16 protein-coding genes and 1 tRNA gene are annotated in these 21,540 nt (G+C 33.4%); 6 read left to right on the top strand and 11 right to left on the bottom strand.

Going from position 1 to position 21,540, the window contains the following annotated elements; translation table 11 throughout:
* A complete protein-coding gene (locus J3U42_RS00215; RefSeq protein ID WP_267334928.1) occupies positions 1-1,953 on the bottom strand; it encodes an extracellular solute-binding protein in 1,953 nt (650 codons plus the stop codon).
* Positions 1,954-2,880: 927 nt separating this feature from the next.
* Between J3U42_RS00215 and J3U42_RS00210 the strand changes: the two genes are divergently transcribed.
* Genes J3U42_RS00210 through J3U42_RS00185 form a run of 6 tightly spaced genes read left to right on the top strand, consistent with a single transcriptional unit; the run spans position 2,881 to position 12,931 of the window.
* Positions 2,881-5,307 carry a type VI secretion system Vgr family protein gene (locus J3U42_RS00210; protein WP_267334926.1) on the top strand — a complete coding sequence of 809 codons (2,427 nt, stop codon included), beginning with the start codon at positions 2,881-2,883 and terminating at the stop codon, positions 5,305-5,307.
* A 2-nt stretch (positions 5,308-5,309) separates the two neighbouring features.
* Positions 5,310-6,218: a hypothetical protein gene (locus J3U42_RS00205; RefSeq protein ID WP_267334924.1), complete on the top strand. Its 909-nt coding sequence runs from the start codon at positions 5,310-5,312 to the stop codon at positions 6,216-6,218.
* A gap of 50 nt (positions 6,219-6,268) precedes the next feature.
* Positions 6,269-10,267, top strand: a complete 3,999-nt coding sequence (locus J3U42_RS00200) for a toxin VasX (RefSeq protein WP_267334922.1) — start codon at positions 6,269-6,271, stop codon at positions 10,265-10,267.
* 11 nt (positions 10,268-10,278) lie between these two features.
* Positions 10,279-11,115, top strand: a complete 837-nt coding sequence (locus tag J3U42_RS00195; protein ID WP_267334920.1) for a DUF6708 domain-containing protein — start codon at positions 10,279-10,281, stop codon at positions 11,113-11,115.
* 48 nt (positions 11,116-11,163) lie between these two features.
* Entirely contained in the window at positions 11,164-11,988 is an 825-nt protein-coding gene (locus tag J3U42_RS00190; RefSeq protein WP_267334918.1) for a DUF6708 domain-containing protein, read from the top strand.
* A gap of 58 nt (positions 11,989-12,046) precedes the next feature.
* Positions 12,047-12,931 (top strand): putative type VI secretion system effector, encoded by an 885-nt coding sequence (locus J3U42_RS00185; RefSeq protein WP_267334916.1) that lies wholly within the window; start codon positions 12,047-12,049, stop codon positions 12,929-12,931.
* A gap of 356 nt (positions 12,932-13,287) precedes the next feature.
* Here the strand turns inward: J3U42_RS00185 and J3U42_RS00180 are convergent, their stop codons facing one another.
* The 10 genes from J3U42_RS00180 to secF all read right to left on the bottom strand — a co-directional run bounded on the left by J3U42_RS00180 (position 13,288) and on the right by secF (position 21,537).
* On the bottom strand, positions 13,288-14,058 hold the full coding sequence (locus J3U42_RS00180) for a hypothetical protein (RefSeq protein WP_267334914.1): 771 nt from the start codon (positions 14,056-14,058) through the stop codon (positions 13,288-13,290).
* 899 nt (positions 14,059-14,957) lie between these two features.
* Entirely contained in the window at positions 14,958-15,728 is a 771-nt protein-coding gene (locus J3U42_RS00175) for an antA/AntB antirepressor family protein (RefSeq protein ID WP_220218130.1), read from the bottom strand.
* Between the two features lie 217 nt (positions 15,729-15,945).
* The gene (locus J3U42_RS00170; protein ID WP_220218131.1) at positions 15,946-16,143 is read right to left on the bottom strand and encodes a hypothetical protein; all 198 of its coding nucleotides are present in this window, start codon (positions 16,141-16,143) and stop codon (positions 15,946-15,948) included.
* 157 nt (positions 16,144-16,300) lie between these two features.
* Positions 16,301-17,893 carry a hypothetical protein gene (locus J3U42_RS00165; protein ID WP_267334911.1) on the bottom strand — a complete coding sequence of 531 codons (1,593 nt, stop codon included), beginning with the start codon at positions 17,891-17,893 and terminating at the stop codon, positions 16,301-16,303.
* A 163-nt stretch (positions 17,894-18,056) separates the two neighbouring features.
* On the bottom strand, positions 18,057-18,611 hold the full coding sequence (locus J3U42_RS00160; RefSeq protein WP_220218133.1) for a hypothetical protein: 555 nt from the start codon (positions 18,609-18,611) through the stop codon (positions 18,057-18,059).
* Positions 18,598-18,780, bottom strand: coding sequence for a hypothetical protein (locus J3U42_RS00155; RefSeq protein ID WP_267334909.1), 183 nt, complete (start codon positions 18,778-18,780; stop codon positions 18,598-18,600). The genes J3U42_RS00160 and J3U42_RS00155 overlap by 14 nt, the downstream gene beginning before the upstream one ends.
* 1,059 nt (positions 18,781-19,839) lie before the next feature.
* Positions 19,840-19,983 carry an Arm DNA-binding domain-containing protein gene (locus tag J3U42_RS12370; RefSeq protein ID WP_416380428.1) on the bottom strand — a complete coding sequence of 48 codons (144 nt, stop codon included), beginning with the start codon at positions 19,981-19,983 and terminating at the stop codon, positions 19,840-19,842.
* A 14-nt stretch (positions 19,984-19,997) separates the two neighbouring features.
* Positions 19,998-20,150 carry a hypothetical protein gene (locus J3U42_RS00150; protein WP_267334907.1) on the bottom strand — a complete coding sequence of 51 codons (153 nt, stop codon included), beginning with the start codon at positions 20,148-20,150 and terminating at the stop codon, positions 19,998-20,000.
* Positions 20,151-20,337: 187 nt separating this feature from the next.
* Positions 20,338-20,413 (bottom strand) — tRNA-Ala (locus J3U42_RS00145).
* 125 nt (positions 20,414-20,538) lie between these two features.
* Positions 20,539-21,537 carry a protein translocase subunit SecF gene (gene secF, locus J3U42_RS00140; protein ID WP_220218136.1) on the bottom strand — a complete coding sequence of 333 codons (999 nt, stop codon included), beginning with the start codon at positions 21,535-21,537 and terminating at the stop codon, positions 20,539-20,541.
* Positions 21,538-21,540: the final 3 nt, after the last annotated feature.

Below are 21,540 nucleotides of genomic sequence, written 5' to 3'. Positions count from 1 at the left end.
TCAATGTTCCCGATTTTTTGGCAGGCTGGCTGCTTTATCTGCATCATACCACCAACTATCAATCCCTATCGCATATGTAGGCTCAATCGCTGGTTTCCCAAATTTGTTCCAATATGCATAATAAGTTTTACTGTTAAACCACATTGGGATCATAGGATATTCTTGGGTTAAAATACGATCGAGCGCTCTGCCCAAAGGAATTAATGTTTTCTCATCATCGATGTTTTCGTTAATTGCATCAATAAGGTTATCAATTGCTTGATTATGTAACCCCGAACCATTCCAGGATGAATTGAGATATTGGCTACCCCAATAAACTGATAAATTAGAGTTAGGATAATTCATTGCATAATAAACTTGCGGCATCATATCATAATCACGCTTACGCAAACGGCGTAAATGCTGTGACGAATCTAACAAACTAATTTTCATGGTAATCCCTAAACGGGCTAAATTTTGCTGAAAAGGAATTGCATATTTAACATCATCACCCACATAAGCGGTGAGTTCAAATTCAAATGGCTGGTTGGTCTTTTCATTAATTAGTTTGCCTTCTTTTATTACCCAGCCGGCCTGTTTTAATAGCTCCGCTGCTTTTAACAAATTATCACGGTTAAAACCTTGTCCATCACTTTTCGCGACAAAATAGGCATCATCAAAAGCTTGCTCCGGAATGATATCTTTATACGGCATTAACCATGTCAATTCTTGCTCTGTTGGTTTACCAATTGCGGCATAAATGGTGTTTTCAAAAAAACTATAAGGGCGTTTATAGCTGTCATAATAAAAAGCATGATTTAGCCATTCAAAATCAAAAGCTAATGTTATTGCCTGCCGAACTCTAATATCTTTAAACAGATCTTTTTGCAAGTTAAATGCCAGCCATTTGGTATTGGTAGCCGTGGTAACCGGGCGTTCTTGCTTGATAATATTTTTAGCATCAAAGTGTTGCCCTTGATATTGAGTAAACCAATTTTTAGGCTCTGACTCTTCACGTATATCATATTCACCAGCTTTAAAAGCTTCTAAGGCAATACTATTATCCATATAGTATTCAATACGTTTTTCATCAAAATTATTTAACCCTTTATTAATTGGCAAATCTTTTGCCCAATAATCAGGATTAAGTTTATAAACAACATATTGCCCGAGTTTATAATCACTTATATAGTATGGACCACTGGCTAATGGCGGAGTACTCAATGGCTCAGAAAAGTCATGATCTTGCCAAAAGTGTTTAGGAATAACTTTCATCGAACCGGCGAACGACAACAATTTAGTACGGTCTTTTTCCGGTAATTCAATGCGCACAAGATAAGTGTCAATTGCTTGCACAGTTACCCCTTCATAAAAAACCCGATAGGACGGCACACCTTCAGTCATAAATTTATGAAAGGTGAATTCAACATCTCGCGCAGTTATTGGCCGACCGTCTTGAAAGCGAGCGTTAGGGTTAATTGTCACTTCAGCCCAGCGGTAACTATCTGAATAGGTAATAGAGGTGGCAATTAAAGGATAAAAACTTTGAATATCATCTGAAGAGTTAGTAAAAAGCGTATCGTAAAGCGCTCCCGAATTTCGCTCAGGCGCTCCACGGCTTGCAAAGCGGTTAAGATTATCAAATGAACCTATTTCAGCAAACTTAATTACTCCACCTTTGGGCGCATTAGGATTAACATAATCTAGGTGTTCAAAATTATCAGGGTATTTAGGCTCACCAGAAAGTGAAAAAATCGTTTTGTGATAAATTATTTCACTGGGTTGGCTTGTATCAGTCGCATCAATCTGATCATCTTGTGTTAATGGCTCCACTGAATCAACTTCCGTTTGCGTTTCAGTTGAAATCGTATCGGGTTTAGTATCTGCATAAATTGGCACAGAACATATGACTAATCCACTCAGGCAACATGAGATAAGTGTTGTTTTTATATTTTGTTTAATTTGCCCAATCATCCTAATTTAGTTCCTACTTGAATTAACAAAAGATTGTGTATCTCATTAACGGGTTATCAAACTACCCCAACCACTTAATAAGAGCATAATACTTGTTTGTTAAGCTCACTATTTTGCCAAACTTCAAACCAATGAGCAAAACCTAATTAATCACCACGAAAGTAAAAATTATTATAACACTAATCATATCGTTATTGATTTGGTCTTTAATCATTTTCAATTAAACAATCTCATTTCGTCAATAAAATCTTGTCAAGAACTTTCAGAAAATATATACGTTTTAGTATAAAACAGATCGCCATATTACTAATAACATCGATTCAAAACGCCATAAAACAACGTTTTATTTATTGGCTCATCATTATTTTTATACCTTTGATAAAAATTTATGACTAAATCAGATCAATTGACTAAAGGCTTATGAGCTTAAAAATGACTTTTCGCTATCAAAGCGAACTTTTAGACTATAAAACTCATCTTAAACAGTCAATGTCTGAATTTAACATAACCCATTATTTTTATTTATTTTCATCGCATTTGTTAAATTAGTGTATAGAAATTGCAAATTTGATTAAAAATGGTCTTTTTTATATACTCTTTTGATTATCATTACTGATTAAAAAAGTGTTGAAAAGAATTTAATAAAATTAAAAAATTTTAGTTACTCGTAAGAGTAAGGAAATAGAAACCACCGAATGGCAATTACCCACATGATGTAATTGCATATCGATAAAATTGATAAAAATAAGCGTTATTATTTCCTGCCATGATTAGGTTTAACCATTGATACCACTGATATTATATCAATGCCTCCAAATCACCTCAATTTTATTAGCTATCTAAATAACAACACGCTAAAGGAATAATCGATAATAATTCATAACTCATAGTAACTTGAGTTAAAAAAAGGAATTTGTAGGAGAACACATGGCTAGTGGTTTAAATAAGATCATCAATCAAGTTGGTGAGCACTTAATTAATGGATTATCGGGTGCGGTTGCACAAAATCGCTATATTCTCACCATAGAAGAACTTAATTCACCGATCTCTATATTAAAGGTAAAAAGCGAAGAACAATTAAATCAACCATGGCGCTATACGATTACATTTACCAGTACTGATAAAACACTATCGAATGAAACTTTTTTGAACAAGAATGCCTCATTCTCATTTAATCCTGCGACTAACAATACGATTAATTCGACAATTCAATCTCTGATCGATTTAACCTACGGTAACGATAGCAACCAACGCAAAATTTTTGGCATTATCACCGAGTTTAACCAATTATCGTTCAATAAAGATGAAGCTCACTATCAAGTTGTATTATCACCAAGATTAGCCAAACTAGCCTTAAATCACAATTACGCAATATTCCAAAATCAAAGCATTGTTAGTGTTGTCGAGGAAGTTCTTAGAAATCATGGGTTACGAGGCATAGATTACCGGCTTGAACTAAAAGAACAATACCCAGTAAGGGAGTTTATTACCCAATGGGAAGAAAGTGATCTTGAATTTATCCAAAGGCTAATGGCTGATGTAGGTATTTGGTTTCGTTTTGAAACGCATGCCGAACACGACTGCGATGTACTAATCATTAGCGATGATGAACAAGGCTATGAAAAAGTAGCCGATATTGAATACCAACGACCAAGTGGAACTCAAGATAGCATGCAAGAAAGCGTATGGGATATAAGCATGCACAGTAAAATTGTTGAATCTTCGGTGAATGTGCAAGATTACAACTACCGTAAAGCAAAAAACAATTTACACGGTGAAAGTAATACCCAACTGAAAGACATGACCACTTATGGGACAGATTATCGCTATGGTGAGCATTATAACGATCTCAATACAAATCAATTAGATGATGGTGAAGAAATCAGTGGGGATAACAAAACTGAAAGTGGTAACTGGTATGCAAGTATTCGCCACCAACATGCAATCAGTCAACAAATTATTATCCACGGAAAAACAAACTGTTATCACTTAGTACCCGGGCAACTGATTTGTATTAACAATAATCCGCTAACAAACATTGATGAAGGTATCTTAATTACCAGCGTGACAGGTAGCGGCTCTCGCAGTGATGCCTATGAACAAAGCTTTACAGCTATTCCATATAATATTTCTAAACCTTATCGCCCAACACCACTTGATTGGCCACAAGTCGCCGGTACGCTACCGGCGCGGGTAACCAGCCCGGATAACGATACTTATGGATATATCGATACCCAAGGGCGTTACCGAGTAAAATTCAATTTTGACCTTAAAAAATGGCGAAATGGTAAAGAAAGCTTATGGGTTAGACTGGCAAAACCTTATGCGGGAAACACTTATGGTTTCCACTTTCCACTTATTGACGGTACAGAAGTGGCCATTGCCTTTATGAACAGCGATCCGGATAGACCATATATTGCAAACGTCATGCATAACAGTACTCATCATGACCATGTGACTACAATCAATAAACATCGCAATGTCATTCGCACCCCAACCAATAATAAATTACGCATGGATGACAAACGGGGGCAAGAACATATCAAACTTGCCACCGAATATGGCAAGACCCAACTCAATTTGGGTCATTTAGTGGATCAGCAAAAACAACAGCGAGGAGAAGGCTTTGAACTTCGAACTGATGAATGGGGAGCAATTGCTGCCAATCGAGGATTGTATCTCACTACACAAACCGAACCCAAAGCGCAAGGTAAACAGCTTGATATGCAAGGGGCAATTACCGAATTAGAAAATGCTTTATCGATTGCTAAAGCACTTGAAAATGTGGCCGAACAAGCACAAAGCCATGCAGCGGATATAGATTCACAACAACAATTACAAAGTGCAGTAACCAACCTGTCACAACCGGGAATTCTTACTTATGCACAAGAAGGTATTGCATTAACCAGCCCAGAAAATATTCAACTCACTACTGCTCATAGCCTAAGCACCACATCGGCAAATCAAACTGATATTACTGCTTTGAAAAATATAACCCTTTCCACCCCTGAAGCTATTAGCCTTTTGGCACAAAAATCGGGGATGAAAGTATTTGCTAATCAAGGTGATATAGATGTACAAGCCCAAACCGACCAAATAGCGATAGCGGCAAAACAAGATATTCAAATTGATAGTGTTAACAGTCATGTCGATTTTTCTGCAGCAAAAGAGATCAAGCTTATTTGCGGTGGTTCGTATATCAAAATAAGTGAAGCAGGTATTGAGTTAGGCACCCAAGATAATATCTATCTTAAATGTAATGCGATGCAAAAAATGTCACCAGCGACTGAAACCAAAACAATTCAATTAAAATCAAGTGATTTAGATGTTAAACGCTGTTCCGAAATGGATTAAATATGCTTACAGAATTAAATAAAAGAGCCAGTTTCAACAAATATCGCTATCTTCTAGTTGATAATTTAGTCGTTCTAAATTCGGTCAGTCCATTATCACATAAAGGGTTGCAGAGTTTATACGGTGAAGAAAAATCATTTGGCGAAAGAAAACTTACAACGGTTTTGCGCACGGATTTAGATTATGATCCAAGTGTATGTCCGACACTGGTTATGCTTGCTGAACCTTATCAATTTTTAGAACAGGCAATAATTGACAAAATTACGATGCAAGCTACAGTCGAATGTTTTTGGTCTAAACGTTATATCTGTGCATTTATCGTCACTGACCTTAAACCATCAATACTGGCAAAACAGATTATTAATATTGGTAATAACATCGCTAAAACATTGCGACAACGTTATTATCCCTTCTTTGAGCCTTTTCGAATGCAATTTTTACATGAATCCGGTTCAGACCAAGATAACGTATGGCTAAAAGCCCAATTTTCACAAATTGAAAACTATTACTATCCGTCAATTCACAACGGCGAATTTATTCGCTATACAAACGACGACAAACCAATAATAGAAAAAGAATGGAACACTCAATACTGTGAGCGTTTAAAAAAAATAAGGGTCATTCGCACCCTTGTTAATGCATGGGCAAATAACCGCACACAATTTGAAGAACAAAAAAATGTGCCACTTGAAAAGCAGGTAATCATACAAGCAACACAACTGATTGAGCAAGCTGACAAATTAGGCTTAACCGATGTTGCCGATATTCTGTTTTGGGGGTTGAATGGATTACGCTACCAGCATGTATTTACAACACATCCACAAGTTCTTGAACAAATCCCTAAAGCACAACAGTCACCCGGTACATTGTCTAAACATGTCATTGACGCCAATATTAACCTTGAAATCTAAATCCACCCATTAACAGAATAATGGAAAAAGAAAGAATTAAAGAGTATAAGATGAAAAGAACAGAAAACATCGCCATAGAAAATAAAAATGAAGCCAGTGGTAATTGCCTTGCGTGTGGTCGTACAGGAATACCGGTATTTTTGCTGCGTCAAGCAGTAATAAAAATGAAAGAGCATAAAACGCTCAAGGCGAATGTTGATTATCAAGATTTGGCGAATTATGCAAAAAAATTAAATTTTAAATCCCGTATGCCAAATGAAGAATTGCAAGATTATGGTTATATTTTACGGACTTTACGAAACGGTTACATCTATGTTATGCAACAACAAGGTGAAGATATAAATAGTCGAATAATGCATACTTATGAATGTATTGAAGGGGCGTTAAGATTAAAAAACAACCATGAACTTGCTCATACCGAGCCAAGACCGATATCAAAGGCCTGTAAAAACGCCTGTCACACTATTCCGGCAGCATTTATCAATCTACAACAACACTATACTCAAGCATGGGTGGCGTACTGTTCGCAACCGTGGAGTAAAACCGTGATTGAAAATTATTTAAAAGAGCAAGATAATCAAGTATTATCCCGTTTTACACGAATTGATATAACTAACCTAGCGCACTCACCGTCAGAAGCAACTGGTAACCGCGCCGTCCCGTTTACAGATATCTTTGGGCAGGTAAGTAATACCGAAACGCCCAGCAAAGTATTAGAATTTCGCTTTGATGATAATAAATTACCTTTCTTTGAATCGGCGCATCCCTTTAATAGTTTTAAACAACAAAAACAGCAATTTGCAAGGCATACTAGCCAGTTATATAAAGGATCGAAACCAATATCGTGTGGAGTCGTATTAGAAGACACGTTTGGCATTGCCGAAGAACTTAACACGCAGCGAATTGTGCATCTGCATATATTTAATGAAACCCCCTTAACACAAAACGAAATATCGTTAGCAGAACAGCAGATTGATAGTTTTGAAAGTTTAGAACACGAAACCAAAATTTACGAGCAACGCGCGAAAAACATGTTCAAAACCATTAATCCTGAGTTACAACGACAATTTAACTATTATAAACCGGTAATGTTCAAAAAACGCATGATATTGCAACTAATAGAACAATATCGTTCATCTATCGTATCCGTTTATGATCAAGAAATAGCAAGAGCATTGGAAAGCATTGAAAATTTAAAAAATTCGGGGCAAGACAAAGATGGTTATAATGGAATCCCTCAATCGACAAGAATGCATAATAAAATAGGTCATTTGAGTTCAGAAAAAAAAGAAAAGCTTGAGGATTTTGATAATTGCATCAATCTAAATGAAATAAAAAAATTCAATGGTGAATTAGAAGAAGCATATACAGAAGTAGTGAATTACCATAAAGAGTGGTCGATAGACTATTTTACGTATGCACGTTGGTTATTCGGCAAAGAAGGCTTAACCTCAAAATTTAGTGAAAAACAACCGCGCAGCCTTAACACCAACCATTTCTGGCAACGTGAATTTGATTTTAGCACTCAAGAAACGCGACTAGCCTATTTATCGCAAGTGACAAATATGTTACTCGATACCACTCATTCAGAAATAAAATTGGATGAAGATAACGCATTATGGGACGAACTACTAAGTAATCCAGAAAGTATTTATTACATTAGTGAATATCATAACACTAAAGGCATTGATCGTAATGAAACAGTTTACATCGATTTAGAAAATGATCAGTTATTGACGCCAGAAGAAATATTATCTAAAACAACTAACTTCTTTGGGACGGTTTATAATGCTTTTGTAACAGATAAAATTGAAACAGACACCAATAAAAAGATCGAAATATTAGAAAAAAATAAAACCGAGCTTGAAATTAAAATTGAACAAAACAAACAAAAAATAGACGAACTAGCTGAACAAAAAAAACAAATTCCAGATTATGATCCAATAAATCAAAATAAACTCAGGCGCCAAATACGGGGTTATGAAGCAAATCTGATTGAATTGAATAAAAATCTTGAAGCGATAAATAGAGAATTAGCCAATATTGCCAATTCTACCCCAAACTCAACTTCATCGAATGAATTGGGCGAAAGGTTACTTAATCGAACTGCATTAAAAAAACAAGCAATACTGTCAAAAGATAACAAAATCAAACCAATCGAAACGCATTGGATGCGGCTAAATGCTTTTGATGAACTTGCCAAGTTAGGGGCGCTACCGATTGAAATTAATGTGCAGATTAGACCTGAAAATATCGTCAAAATCCAAAATCTATTAACACAAATGCATCGAGGATTTTACAATAGAGGTATCTATCACCCTCATGAATTAGAACTTTTACAAAGTATTGAAATCGACGAACAGGTCACCAATACAAAATCAACCAAAACAAAAAAAGCAAGATTTACATTATGCTTTCCTGATAAAGCCAGTCAAACCGTGTTTATGGACTTTATCAAAAGCACTAATGGTACATTAAGCCCACATGACTTAAAAAAATTTATAGAGAACAACTATAAAAAATATTTCCAATTAATTTATAAACAAAAAACATTGCTAGAAAATATAGACGTTAACAATAAAGGAAGAGCAACAACCGTTGACATATTGGAAAAAACCAGTGAAGAAGCCATTGCCAAAGCAAAAGCTGAAATTGAAAAGCAAAGTTCAACAGCAGCAGAAGCAATAAATAAAATAGAACAGAATAAAGTTAATATAGACAATAAAATTACAATAAAATCAGCGAGCAGCAATATCAAAAGTGGTCGAAAAAACCTTGCAGTTAATCTGGCGGTAAGTGGTATATTAGGCACTATTACTCTAATTAATATTAGCGAGAAACTTGAAGAGTGGGATGAATTTAAAGAAGGAAATGGTGAAACCAATTTAAGAATGCAAATGCTAAATGAGCTGGTCTCACTGGTATTAACTGGCGTTGATTTAATCAATCAATATAAAAATATTCATCTCAATATGCAATTAATTAAAGGCATCAACGCAGGAAAAGATATAGCAAGCTTAAAGAATAAAATCATATTGAACTCGATGATATCTAAAACAGTTAGTGTCTTTACAGCAGCAATTACCATACTCGAAGCTTTTGATGAGTTAAAAAGTGCATTTAATATGGGGAATATGAAAGATAAAAATTATCTCATAATGAGATCCTCTGGCGCTATTATTATGATAATTGGTGCAATTATATTGTTATCTGGTACATTTATTGCTGCAGTTATAGGAGCAAGTTCAATATTTATAGGTGATTTATTTATTAAATCTAGTAAAAAATATGACAACTTTAGAAACATTCAACATTGGTTAAATCGTTGTTGCTTTGGTAAACAACAAGAATTTGACTATTTAGGCTATCAAGCTTACCACGAAGACGAGTTATACACTCATAGTGGCTTTGGTTTGGCGCTCAATGACTATGCGGTTATGACCTATAATATTCAAACCTTTATCCGTTTAAAACCGCTGTATAATCCACCAAGAACGTCTCCCCAGCCCGATTCCCCCAATCTGTTTCAGCGACATATCTATTTTTATTTGGATATTCCTAATTTTGCGAAATACCATCAAAACGAAAGCGCAACTGCGCTAATTAGGATATTTATTAATGATTACCCAAATCTAAAAAGCGAGCCAGACCCAATATCTGAAAAATATATAGACTTTAAGTACCATATTACGTCACATAAAATAGAGTTAATAGCAATCAGCAAAAACTATGGCGATCTTAATCTTATCTGGACTGATAAAGCCGCCTATTTTGAAAGATATGATCGTAATCTCGATATTCTTGGACGCCCGATACCCGATTACTATAAACTTGATGAACCTGACGAATTTAGATTAAACCCATCAATGACTAGCAAAATAGTTGAAAAAACCGATAATGATACGCCATTAGCAAATGAATTAATTATAAATAAATGGGTGGCTGGTACCATAGGTGCAATTAATATTCCAAAATATCATATAATTATTCAATATAATAATCGTGAAGATGTGCCTTTAGTCATTACCAAAAAAAATAAGATAAAATAAGGAGTAAAACAATGCCGTCAAAATATCAACCTCAAATCCCTGGTTGGATAGGTGATTTAGTTAAAGGCGGTAATTATTTAACAGGAGCCGATCAACGTTTATTGTATGCTAATGATAATTATTGCGTTTTTATACGTAAAACATTATTCGATCAACTTTTTTATCTTTCATTATGTTTCATATTGCTATGTGTAAGTAGTCTAATTCTTTTTTTTGGCGCTAAATTATGTCATCTTCTATTAGGGTTCACAATGAAAGAAGATCTAACTGTATTCATTATTATTACAATCGGTTTAATCACTTGTATTTTTGCTTTATACGCAATAGTTGTTCCTTGTTTATTCCAAAACCTTTTCACTCGTAAAGGCAGCCCCATTATTTTTAACCGCAAAACCCGTAAAGTGTACGTCAATGAAAGTTATTTTTTCAATTTTAAGGTATTACGCAATCCATTAACTTTTTTACACCCCAATAAAAAGCGTATTAAAGAATACGATTGGGCGGATTTACACGGGGTGGTTGTGCATAACTTTTCCCGATATTCCCTCAATAGTACCATTTTAATGGTGTGCAAACCCAATACCCATAAAACCATTGACCATATTATGTTAGATCCGCTACGCAATGGCATTGGTAGTTATCTGGTCTGGGGCTGGGTCAATAATTTTATGTGTGCGAACGATTTAATCAGCTTTAATGACGGCAAATATAAATGGGAACAAGAAACCCAATTCAAAAAAGAGATTATTAAAGGGCAAGGTTGGCCTGAATGGATGGTTGAAGCATTCAATGCTACAACGCTAGATGAGTTAGCCGAAATCAAACAAAAGCACCATGTTAATGCGTGATAACAAGCTAGGATGTAAAACAAATAAAAGAAGGAATCAGAAGTTAACATGCCATCAAAATATCAACCCCAAATCTCTGGTTGGATAGGTGATTTAGTTAAAGGCGGTAATTATTTAACCGGAGCCGATGAACGTTTACTGTATGCTAATGATAATTTTTGTGCTTTTATTCGTAAGACATTATCTAATCAGTTTTTATATTTATGTATTTTTTTAATAGTATTTGTTTGTTTGATACCTGTTATTTATGTCTGTATTTTACTTATGATAGATTTCTATACTGAAAAAGAAGATTCAATACTGTTTTTAATTATTTTCATACAGATTATTTCGTTATTTGCAATCTATGTATCTATTCCTGAAATTTATCAGAATCTATTTACACGTCGGGGAAGCCCCATTATTTTCAACCGTAAAACCGGTAAAGTGTACGTCAATGAAAGTTATTTTTTCAATTTTAAGGTATTACGCAATCCATTAACTTTTTTACACCCCAATAAAAAACGTATTAAAGAATACGATTGGACCGATTTACACGGGGTGGTTGTGCATAACTTTTCCCGATATTCCCTCAACTCCACCATTTTAATGGTGTGCAAACCCAATACCCATAAAACCATTGATCATATTATGTTAGATCCGCTACGCAATGGCATTGGTAGTTATCAGGTCTGGGGTTGGGTCAATAATTTTATGTGTGCGAACGATTTAATCAGCTTTAATGACGGCAAATATAAATGGGAACAAGAAACCCAATTCAAAAAAGAGATTATTAAAGGACAAGGTTGGCCTGAATGGATGGTTGAAGCGTTTAATGCTTCAACGCTAGATGAGTTAGCCGAAATCAAACGAAAATATAATATTCATGAATAATTACAAAATTACATATCATCATTCAATAATACAGAACAGCAAGACAGTAAGCCAAAGTATGAACAAAGAAACTAGCAACTATTATCAAATTATCACCGGCAAAATAACCGAATTGGAAGTTATCGACACCGATTTAAGTCTGTTTGGCAAAGGCACGCTTGCCAGTTTGCCAGTACTAGGACAATTAGCATTCGGTAACACCACCGAAGCCGCCAGCCAGATCGGTATGGCTACTGATCAAGAAGAAGCCGTTGACTATCTTAATAGCGTACAATACTTTCGCTGTAAAATTGGTCATTTAACGGTGCAAGGTATTTTTTGTCGGGCTTTTTTTCGCAATGGAGATCAAGTTGAAGTGGTGGTTGAACCGCTAGAAGGCGGTAGCTATTATGCCTACGCCTTACGTCGACCGATTGATCATCGCCTATGGTTATATCCATGGGCTATGAAAGGGACTAAAGCTAGTAGTAAAAAAGCTTTTAAAGGAGCTGGAATTTTTACATTATGTATGTTTATTGGTAGTTTGATTCTCTATTTATGTTTAACACAGATATTATGGATTATTGCTATTTTTATTGGGACTTCTTTAATATTCCATGGGTTAATTTTTCTTTTTTTATTTTGGTTGTATAAAAACATACTAGGTGGTGGCTCTAAAGAAGCTGATAAAATCTTTGCTACCCTTGGCTATCCAGAACCCAAAAACGTGGATATGGAAGAAGAATATATGGAGATGTTCTTTAATAATAAATCAATGAACGAACCCGACTTTTATATCGATGTTACCACCGACGAATTTAACCGAAAAGATCCTGCCGGAGTAAAATGGGTTGCCTTCTACCGTGAAGCGCCAACAATTCCCGATTATATTACCGTGATCCATACCGAAATAGAAAAAAATAAACCCACACCTGCAATAGGTAATACCACAGAATGGAGGTAAAATAAGTTTTGCGCGCTGAGAACTTTTGACTAAGTAGAATTTAAAAGATGATTAAATCTTAAATTGATGAGGCAAGGGAAACTTAACTATATCAATAAAACCCTTTAAAATATAACAACAAAAAACCATAAAACATAATTGTATACCTAAAACAAAATATGACTCATAAATTAAGCATTTTTATCTTGCCAAGTTGAAAAGCTAAAAATTGATTTTGAAATTTTAACGTTGTAAAAATTTGAGTGGAGGGCGGTGTCCATTTGAAAAGTTGCAGACTTTTACGTTACCCCCATAAAATAAAATTTTATAAAAAGCGTTCACTAAATAAAAAATAGCTGTACAGAGATAATTATTATTTACCAGTATTCTATGTCTCTTACTGTGGTTACCTTTTTATTTGAGCCTTGATTTTTTCTAATTGTGGTGGATTTAATCCAGTCTCCATATTCATTATAATCATAAAAATATGTTTCTGAGCCAACTATTTTTTTATTACCCATTACTATTGTTAGTATCATCTTTTCTATCTGTTTTTTTTCATTGTACAAATAGTCTGTTATATTGATTATCCTCAATTCATTGGAGTTATAGAGTAGGGATTCACTCTTAATAGGTAAATCATTTTCCCAGTACATACTTACTTTATTTATTATCTTTCCAACTTCTGTAAGAGATTGAATCAATTTTTTATCTTGATAATTATTTATTGTTTTATATTTTGAGTCATTTTTAAAAATTTGATGATCATTATCGCCTGTATATTCTATAATTTGGTTGTTATGATTTCTTATAAAATTCCCATCAGTTATGTTTACTCTAAATAAATGATTGTAAAGTTTAAATTTGTTTTTCTCATAATCGTATTCAAAAGAAATTCCAAATACATCACTGTTTGTATAATTACCATTAGCTGATAGGATATCTCCTGACTTAGTATACTTAAACACTTGTATGCTATCTAATTTTCCATCGACTTCGGTTTTTATTGTTTGTTGTTTCATATAATGTGAAACAGGAGCAAACATAGGGGGAGATGATTCAAATGCTTTAAATCGATCGAAAGGCTGATGAGATGAATCGCAACCCGTAAGAAATAAAAATAATAAAAAATAACAATAATTTTTCACTTGGCCCTCCTCATAAACAATAAGAAAATAGCATATAAGATTGAATATTAAGATGCAAATTAACAATAAAACCCGTTACTATTTTATATTTAACAATAAAATTTGAGTCACTAACTTATTTTTTCAGCTTTGGAAAGTCAATCTTCATTACTATTTTTTTGACGGTTCTTTTGCTCTTTTATGGATGTACTTTTTTATTTAATAACCAAGGGATTAGCCAAATTATTGTCTAAGCTAAAGGGCTGTTTAAGTCTATATTGTGTATATATTAATATAAGCATGATACAAATATCTTCTTGGATTGAAGGAGGGAATTCTCAAACTGCTTATAAACATCCCATTAAGATAAAAAACTAAAAGATGGTCAGATTCGCGTTTAATCGCGGTCGCTTCCTCTGATTGTAGTTGCTTGTGTAATCTTTCTTTAGCAGATTAAATCTTTTTGAGGTATTCCTATTATAGGTATTTTTAGCCTGAGCGATTCAAGTACTGAGCTTATCCTTAAGGGGCTAAATGGTTTGCCTGATTGGGTAAATAACTCGACTAATGTTCGCTTTAACACTTTATCGCTGATTGGTTGCCATGCATTATCTTTATAGTGGTAAATTTATCTGTAAGTAGATTAATCGCAAGTTTATTACCATAATATTGATTTAACAAGTCAACGCGTTGAAAACTAAAGTTTGCTTGCCAAAAACATCGAAAAATTAAATTATTCCCAAAAAATAGCTATCTGATTGGCTATTGATAGTAGGAAAATCTTAATTGCCAACTAAGAAGAAAAGTTTCACCTTTTAGATAGCGCGAATCGTGCCATAATGATCTACTAAGCAATTATTTATGGGATATAGATAGCCATAGCCCTATTGCTAGGGCTTTCAAATAGTTTAAATTAGCTTTTAGGGACATAATGCTTCATCGCCCAATAACCGAATCATATAGCTTTTTGATAGCTTGATAAGCTCTAGTTTTCGTTTTTTGTAATTCCAACCCATATCAATTAAAGTAATATTTGATTTTTCTAGGTAGGCTAGGTGATTAAGCTGTTGTTCATTAAGATAATCGCGAATATCACCAGTGATATTATGTGCTTTTCTAAAATCCTTTGCAGACATACCAAGCACAATACCATTAATCATATTAAATTCATTGGTGTAGTGATATGGTTTAGTCTCTTTACCGTGTGATAGCCTTTGTAAAGTTAATGCATCACGCATAGGACGGGTATAATCTGCCACCTCAATGCGTGCTTTTAACCGCTTAAGCTCTTTCTTCTCGATTACTGGTGTAATTTCTTTAAAGTGCTGTTCACAACGGATAAAGTACTTTCTAATCGCTCTACCTTTCTCGTTGTTTTCAATCATTGCTAATTCTTTAGCTGTTCCAATTGTCAGTATATAATCTGTACTTTTACAATCTCCATATCGCTTAGTTGTCCATTTTATTTGTTGATTGTTATTTGTACTTTGACTCCTGAATTCTGACAAATCAAACATTAAAAAATCATCATTTTTAATAAGCCCGTATTCTTTTATTCTTCCCTTTATCCATGTTGAAAAATCATTTCCTACTTTTAAGTAATTATGCAAATCTTTTGCGCTAACTGTTTGCTGTAATTTGCCGTTTAATTGCGTTTCGATTACTGGTACTAAATTATTAAAATCTGTCATTTTTTATCTCCAAATATGGCTATTTATTCCCCATTTAGCTAAATTTAGGCAAGGGGATACCGTCAGCGCAAAAATGCGCTTTGTTCTTAAATAATTAACTAAATGGTTATCTTTTTATGTGGACATTTATAGCAAGATTGACTATGATTGGAGTAGTCTAAGTTCCAATCTAAGCCCTTTACTATTTCGTTATATAAAGGGTTTTGCTTTATTTCCATTATGCCACCTCGCGACGTTCTACTTTGCGAGATTCAAGCCAAGAATAAATCTCATCAAAAAAGCATAACTTTGGAATGCCTACAAAAATAGGCTTGGATGCTAATAGGTCAGTTTTGATTAAATTATAGTAGAATCTTTTAATTCTAAATTCTGCATAAGCTAAAAATTTGATAATTGTAATTAATATTTTGTTCATATGTGTATCACTCCGTTTTTTGTTGAACTGGAATGATTAAATCACATTAAAGTACTATCATAGCAACCCTATTAGGGGTTACAGTAATAGTAAAAAAGGAACTGTGTCAGTTACTTAATCATTGGTATTACTGGTTTTATTACTATAATAGTAAAAGTTACTTACTTCTATTAATTGGGCATGAAACTAATTCTATTGCTTTGGCTAGTTGGTCTGTTTGAACATTGTAATTGGTTTTTAAATCTTCACAAATAGCATCTTGTGTAGGTCTAGTTCTTCTATCTTGCTCATTATAATTAGACCATTCTTTATTCCTAATTTTGATTGCTATTAATAATGGGTCATCTTTTCTATATGTGCCGAGTAAAATAGGTACTAGTTTTTTTAGTTTCTCAATTTCTTTCTTAGCTTGTTCTAAATCTTTTTGTAAATCATTATGCGACGTCTGCTTCTTAGGTAAAATGATATTATCACTTTTTCTAATCATTTCTTTGTTAAGATACTTTTGAATAATAAGCTTATCTATAGCAACTTTGTCATATAAAGGAAAACGATGAGTATTACTATCCCATTCATTAATGGGCAAACGATAATTTTCATTATTAATTTTAGTTGCAATACAAATTCCTTCAGCAAATAAATTTAAAAGTTCTCTGGCTTTCGAGTTAAATTCTACTGAATAAGGCTCAATCCCAGATATTAAGGTATACTCGTACATTAAAATGTTATACTTTCTTATTATAAGTAATAATTTTTTTCCAGTTTCCGAAATATCAGTTTGATACTGCTTAGTAATTATGTTTATTAACGCTTTTAGTGAGATAAAATCATTATCAGTAAGGGAAGAATTATCACAATTAATATTGCTGGTCTTCTCAAATTTCTCAATTTTCTGCTTTAATGAAACAATTTCATCTTTTAAGCTTACATTTTCAGAAATAATTTGTTCATATTGAGTTTTATTATTTGAAAAATTAATATTATTTGTTAATGTTCCAAAGGAAGCTGATGTATAAAAATTAATATTTAAATCAGATAAAAGATTTTTGATATCATTTCTCAAAAAACCAATATTAGAGTAATTATATCCATTAATCTTATCTAGTTTATTATCTACTTGGGGAATGCTATTATTAACAATAATTTCTAAAAGAATATCATTTAGATTCAAAAATTCTGCTTCTACAATTTCACCCGTAATTTTTTTATTGTATAGTTTTAGCATAGGGATGTTTTTTTGCATAAGTTTTAATTTCAATGCTTTTGCTAATCTATCAGTTTGGACATCAGGATAGGCATAAGAGAGGTGATGAAACAATTCTACAATAGAAATAAATTGAAATTCATGTTTATCAATGGCATCTAAAAAAACATCTTTATCACTATTAGTTTCACAAAACTTGAAATATTTATTATTTTTCAATATAAAACCTGATTTACTTGCCCACTCAAATAAATCTTTTTTAAAAATAATTGTTTGGTCTGAAGCTATAGGCCAGTCTTTAGTTGTTTCGTTATATTCCCCTTGATCAATAAGGTTACCATTACTATCACGTTTAATCATGTAATAGTATAAAGGAATAATTTCTTTGATTCTTATTGCATAACATATCTGATTAATATTATTATCCAACTCTTCAATTTTTTCAGGAAATTTATCAAAAAAATTTTTTTTGTTTGTTGGCTCCAAATTCATCAATATAAATGCAGCTTCATCAATAGTTAATCGAGTAAGTTTTAAATAATCCATACGTTGCTCACATTCGCTAATAGATATTTGCGTCAGTTCGCTAGGATTTCGAATGTTCGAGGATCAGCCTAGACGCAAATAACACTTTAACATACAGTTATATACATTATAGCAACGTGTTTATATACATTAAATTATTTTAGATATGAAATTATTGAGGTTACTAATCGGGAATTTTTATACACATAGTAATAAGATGATCGTCATCGTCTTTTTTTGTGGGCAATACTCTAAATCCTTGTTTTTCGTATAACTCTATCAATGAGGGATGATTATTACATTCTAATATAGCAAATCTACCGCCAGCCATAGCACGGATTTGTTTAATTATTGTAAAAGTTTCTTGTAATATTAACCCAAGATTTATAGGGTTATTTTCAACTGCGAAATTTTTACCAATTTGACCAATCAAATGAACTTTTATTTCTTTGGCGTGCTTATTAAAGCCATCCATTTTAGAAACTAATGTATTAGATAATTCAAACTCACTTGATTGTATTGATGTAAATGCTAAAGAAAAATAGGCGAGAATATCAGGAGAATCTTCGTTGATAATAAGATAGGTTTTTGATACGTTTCTTTTGCTAAATTTTATTGCTAAATTACATAAAAAATTCTCTAAATCTTTATTTTTATCACATGAGAAACAACAAAGGAGGCTTTTTATTTCCTCCTCGTCATATTCATTAATAAGTTCATCTAAATTAACCGTGAGCATTTTTTTTGGTTAAAACTTTAGAAAATAATTTTATTGCTTTTTTAGATTCGGTTTTCTCGTCTCTCTCGCGAGTTTTTATCGTACTTTGTGCTTTCTCTAATTCGAGAAATACATTAAGATCGCGAGGCTCAGCTAAAACAAAGTTTTTGCTAAATGAAGATGTCGCCATATTATGCCTCCATATAAGTACAATTACACAAGTTGTGAAGTATTATATAGTCCTATTTTGTTATATCAAGATGTATTTAACAAAATATAACTGAATATAAATTAATATTAATGAATATTAGAGTTATATAAAATTTCCCAATCTTGATAAATAAATATATCTACTATGAAAAAATTGCAGGATTAAAATGATATATAAGGATAATTAAATAAGAGAAGTTATAAAAGGCAATAATAAATATATAAGCCATCGGACTGTTTCAAAACATAAAGCGCGCTTATCAGCAAGGTAATGAATAGCCCTTAATAAGCTTTGAAATTTAAACCCATGCAATCAAAATAATTACATTGCTTCTAACGTGTCCTTAAATTCTTCAAGCCAAGTAGGGAGGGATAGTAAATTTCTACAACGCTAATCTTTTTACACCGCCCAGCCTCATTTTTATGCAAAATCGCGAATTGAAATAATTTTTTTACTATCAATGAATGTGCTGACTTTTTATAAGATTGCAATTTTAATACCTGTATGGTGAAAATCACCATAGAGCATTTAGTCTTTTCCTCTAGTAGTAACCATGGATCAACCTTAAAATCACTTATTCTTAATATTATAATTAATATTTATTTTAGTGAAAAAGAAGGTGTATGGAATTATCCTATATTTCAATTACTTAATTATAGAATCATGATTATATTTATATGTGAATAGTAGTGAACACCAAAAAAAATATATAATAAGCACATAATATATTGATATATATAATTAATTTTAAAGAGTCAATACCAGCGAACACTTTTAATGAAAAGTTTAGAATAATGGGGGTAAGTAAAAAAACCAGTTTAATAACTGGTATATGTTAAGGATGATATTTGAAAAAGCTCACCTCACATTTGAGGAGTGGATCTTATTGATAATTGAAAGAGTAACTCAAATATGAGGTAGGATAATTATAGCGTAATACATTTAATGTTTAACTAGCTTTAAATTACGGTTACCTGATAAAGAGACATTCCCTTTACTGGCTTGCTCGACAAAGTACCCCACCAGTCAAGCATGATTCTACGCTGTTTTAGGTAATCGACGTGAGCAGTGCTGCTTTAATAATATTAGGGTTATGCCATCCTTAATTAATTCACGCACTTCATAGCGTTGTTTTCGCGCTTGCTGTGGTGAAACTTCCGGATAACTACCAAAACTGACTATAGTTCTATTATTTGTTATAGGGCGATAATATCTAAATTGCCATTTTTTGTCCCTGTTGACTGGAAAAGCAAAAGCAAACCATTTCCATCATAATGAGAATAATCTTCACTTTGTGACTTGGCGTTCTTAATTTGTGTATCAGTCATTGGAGCTATTTTTTTAGGCATACTTTCACCTTTTGGTGACTACGGATTTATAGGGCTATGTCCGTGAAGTCCTTAATACAGTCCCCAAAAATATGAATGTAAATGTTTCTTACTGATGCTTACAGGGTAATGAAATAGGCTTCAAAGCTTAGTGTTATTATATTTGGTGTGCGTTAGGGGTTTAAAAGAATCTTACGAAATCTTAAATTGGTGGAGCCAAGGGGGATCGAACCCCTGACCTCAACGCTGCCAGCGTTGCGCTCTCCCAGCTGAGCTATGGCCCCAAAATGAAATGAATAAAACTGCGGCTAATAATATGCAACTAAATGGTAGGTGTCAATCGGTTTGATGTTGTTTGTTTGAAAAACAACCGAATTAAACGCTACCGATAAACGGTAGCGTTCAGATATTAACGCAGAATAGCTGGTTGATCTGCACCTTCTACTTCTACTTTTGGTGGCATAAAGTGTTCACGTTTAACGCCTAATTTAAGTGACATATAAGCCGCCACATAAATTGAAGAGATTGTACCAAGAACAATACCAACCCCTAACGTTTCTGAGAATCCTTTTAACATCGATCCGCCAAAAATATACAGAATGATAACAACCGCAAGTGTGGTACCTGAAGTCATTAAAGTACGATGTAATGTTTGAGTTAACGAGATATTAATCACATCGTAAGGGGATGCACGACGAATCTTTCTGAAGTTTTCACGAATTCGGTCAAATACCACGATAGTATCATTTAGCGAGTAACCAATTATCGATAACATCGCCGCAATAATGGTTAAATCTAACTCACGTTCAAATAATGAAAGATAACCGGCTGTGATAATAACATCGTGCGCTAAAGCCACAACAGCACCGGTACCAAATCGCCATTCAAAACGAAATGCAATATAGATTAGGATACAGACTAAAGCGGCGCAAATGGCTAAAATACCGTCTTGTGCAAGCTCAGCCCCGACGGTTGGTCCAACAAATTCAATGCGTTTGATTTGAGCATTTTCATCGATGCTTTTATGTATCAAATTAGAGATTTGTGAACCTAACGCATTATCAATCGCCGCTGAAGCGCCATCTTCTTGTTTAGCAGTAGCTAAACGAATAATGATGTCTTTACTACTACCATAATATTGCACTACTGGCTCATGATAACCAGCTTGACGCAAACTATTACGCAGATCATCAAGGTTAACCGATTTAGTTACCGTCAGCTCAATGGTTGTACCACCAGTAAAATCTTGCCCAAGATTAAAGCCTTTGACAAAGATAACAACAATAGAGGCAACAACCAATAGCATTGAAATGACAAAAGCAATAAAGCCGTATTTTAAAAAGTCGAGGACTCTGCGGCCATGATTGAGCTCTCTAACATCATGATTTTCTTTTTTATCAACACTCACAAT

Source organism: Gilliamella sp. B2923, from assembly GCF_026536565.1.
In the GTDB taxonomy this organism is placed as follows: domain Bacteria; phylum Pseudomonadota; class Gammaproteobacteria; order Enterobacterales; family Orbaceae; genus Gilliamella.
The sequence above is the reverse complement of the archived record's forward strand: the minus strand, read 5'-3'. Positions and strand labels throughout refer to the sequence as shown.

Excerpts from the sequence above, each read along its gene's own strand:
- J3U42_RS00205 (WP_267334924.1), top strand. The coding sequence starts at position 5,310 with ATGCTTACAGAATTAAATAAAAGAGCCAGTTTCAACAAATATCGCTAT.
- J3U42_RS00200 (WP_267334922.1), top strand. The coding sequence starts at position 6,269 with ATGAAAAGAACAGAAAACATCGCCATAGAAAATAAAAATGAAGCCAGT.
- J3U42_RS00165 (WP_267334911.1), bottom strand. The coding sequence starts at position 17,893 with ATGGATTATTTAAAACTTACTCGATTAACTATTGATGAAGCTGCATTT.
- J3U42_RS00215 (WP_267334928.1), bottom strand. The coding sequence starts at position 1,953 with ATGATTGGGCAAATTAAACAAAATATAAAAACAACACTTATCTCATGT.
- J3U42_RS00155 (WP_267334909.1), bottom strand. The coding sequence starts at position 18,780 with ATGGCGACATCTTCATTTAGCAAAAACTTTGTTTTAGCTGAGCCTCGC.
- J3U42_RS00210 (WP_267334926.1), top strand. The coding sequence starts at position 2,881 with ATGGCTAGTGGTTTAAATAAGATCATCAATCAAGTTGGTGAGCACTTA.
- J3U42_RS00195 (WP_267334920.1), top strand. The coding sequence starts at position 10,279 with ATGCCGTCAAAATATCAACCTCAAATCCCTGGTTGGATAGGTGATTTA.
- J3U42_RS00150 (WP_267334907.1), bottom strand. The coding sequence starts at position 20,150 with ATGCCTAAAAAAATAGCTCCAATGACTGATACACAAATTAAGAACGCC.
- J3U42_RS00175 (WP_220218130.1), bottom strand. The coding sequence starts at position 15,728 with ATGACAGATTTTAATAATTTAGTACCAGTAATCGAAACGCAATTAAAC.
- J3U42_RS00190 (WP_267334918.1), top strand. The coding sequence starts at position 11,164 with ATGCCATCAAAATATCAACCCCAAATCTCTGGTTGGATAGGTGATTTA.
- J3U42_RS00170 (WP_220218131.1), bottom strand. The coding sequence starts at position 16,143 with ATGAACAAAATATTAATTACAATTATCAAATTTTTAGCTTATGCAGAA.
- J3U42_RS00185 (WP_267334916.1), top strand. The coding sequence starts at position 12,047 with ATGAACAAAGAAACTAGCAACTATTATCAAATTATCACCGGCAAAATA.
- J3U42_RS00160 (WP_220218133.1), bottom strand. The coding sequence starts at position 18,611 with ATGCTCACGGTTAATTTAGATGAACTTATTAATGAATATGACGAGGAG.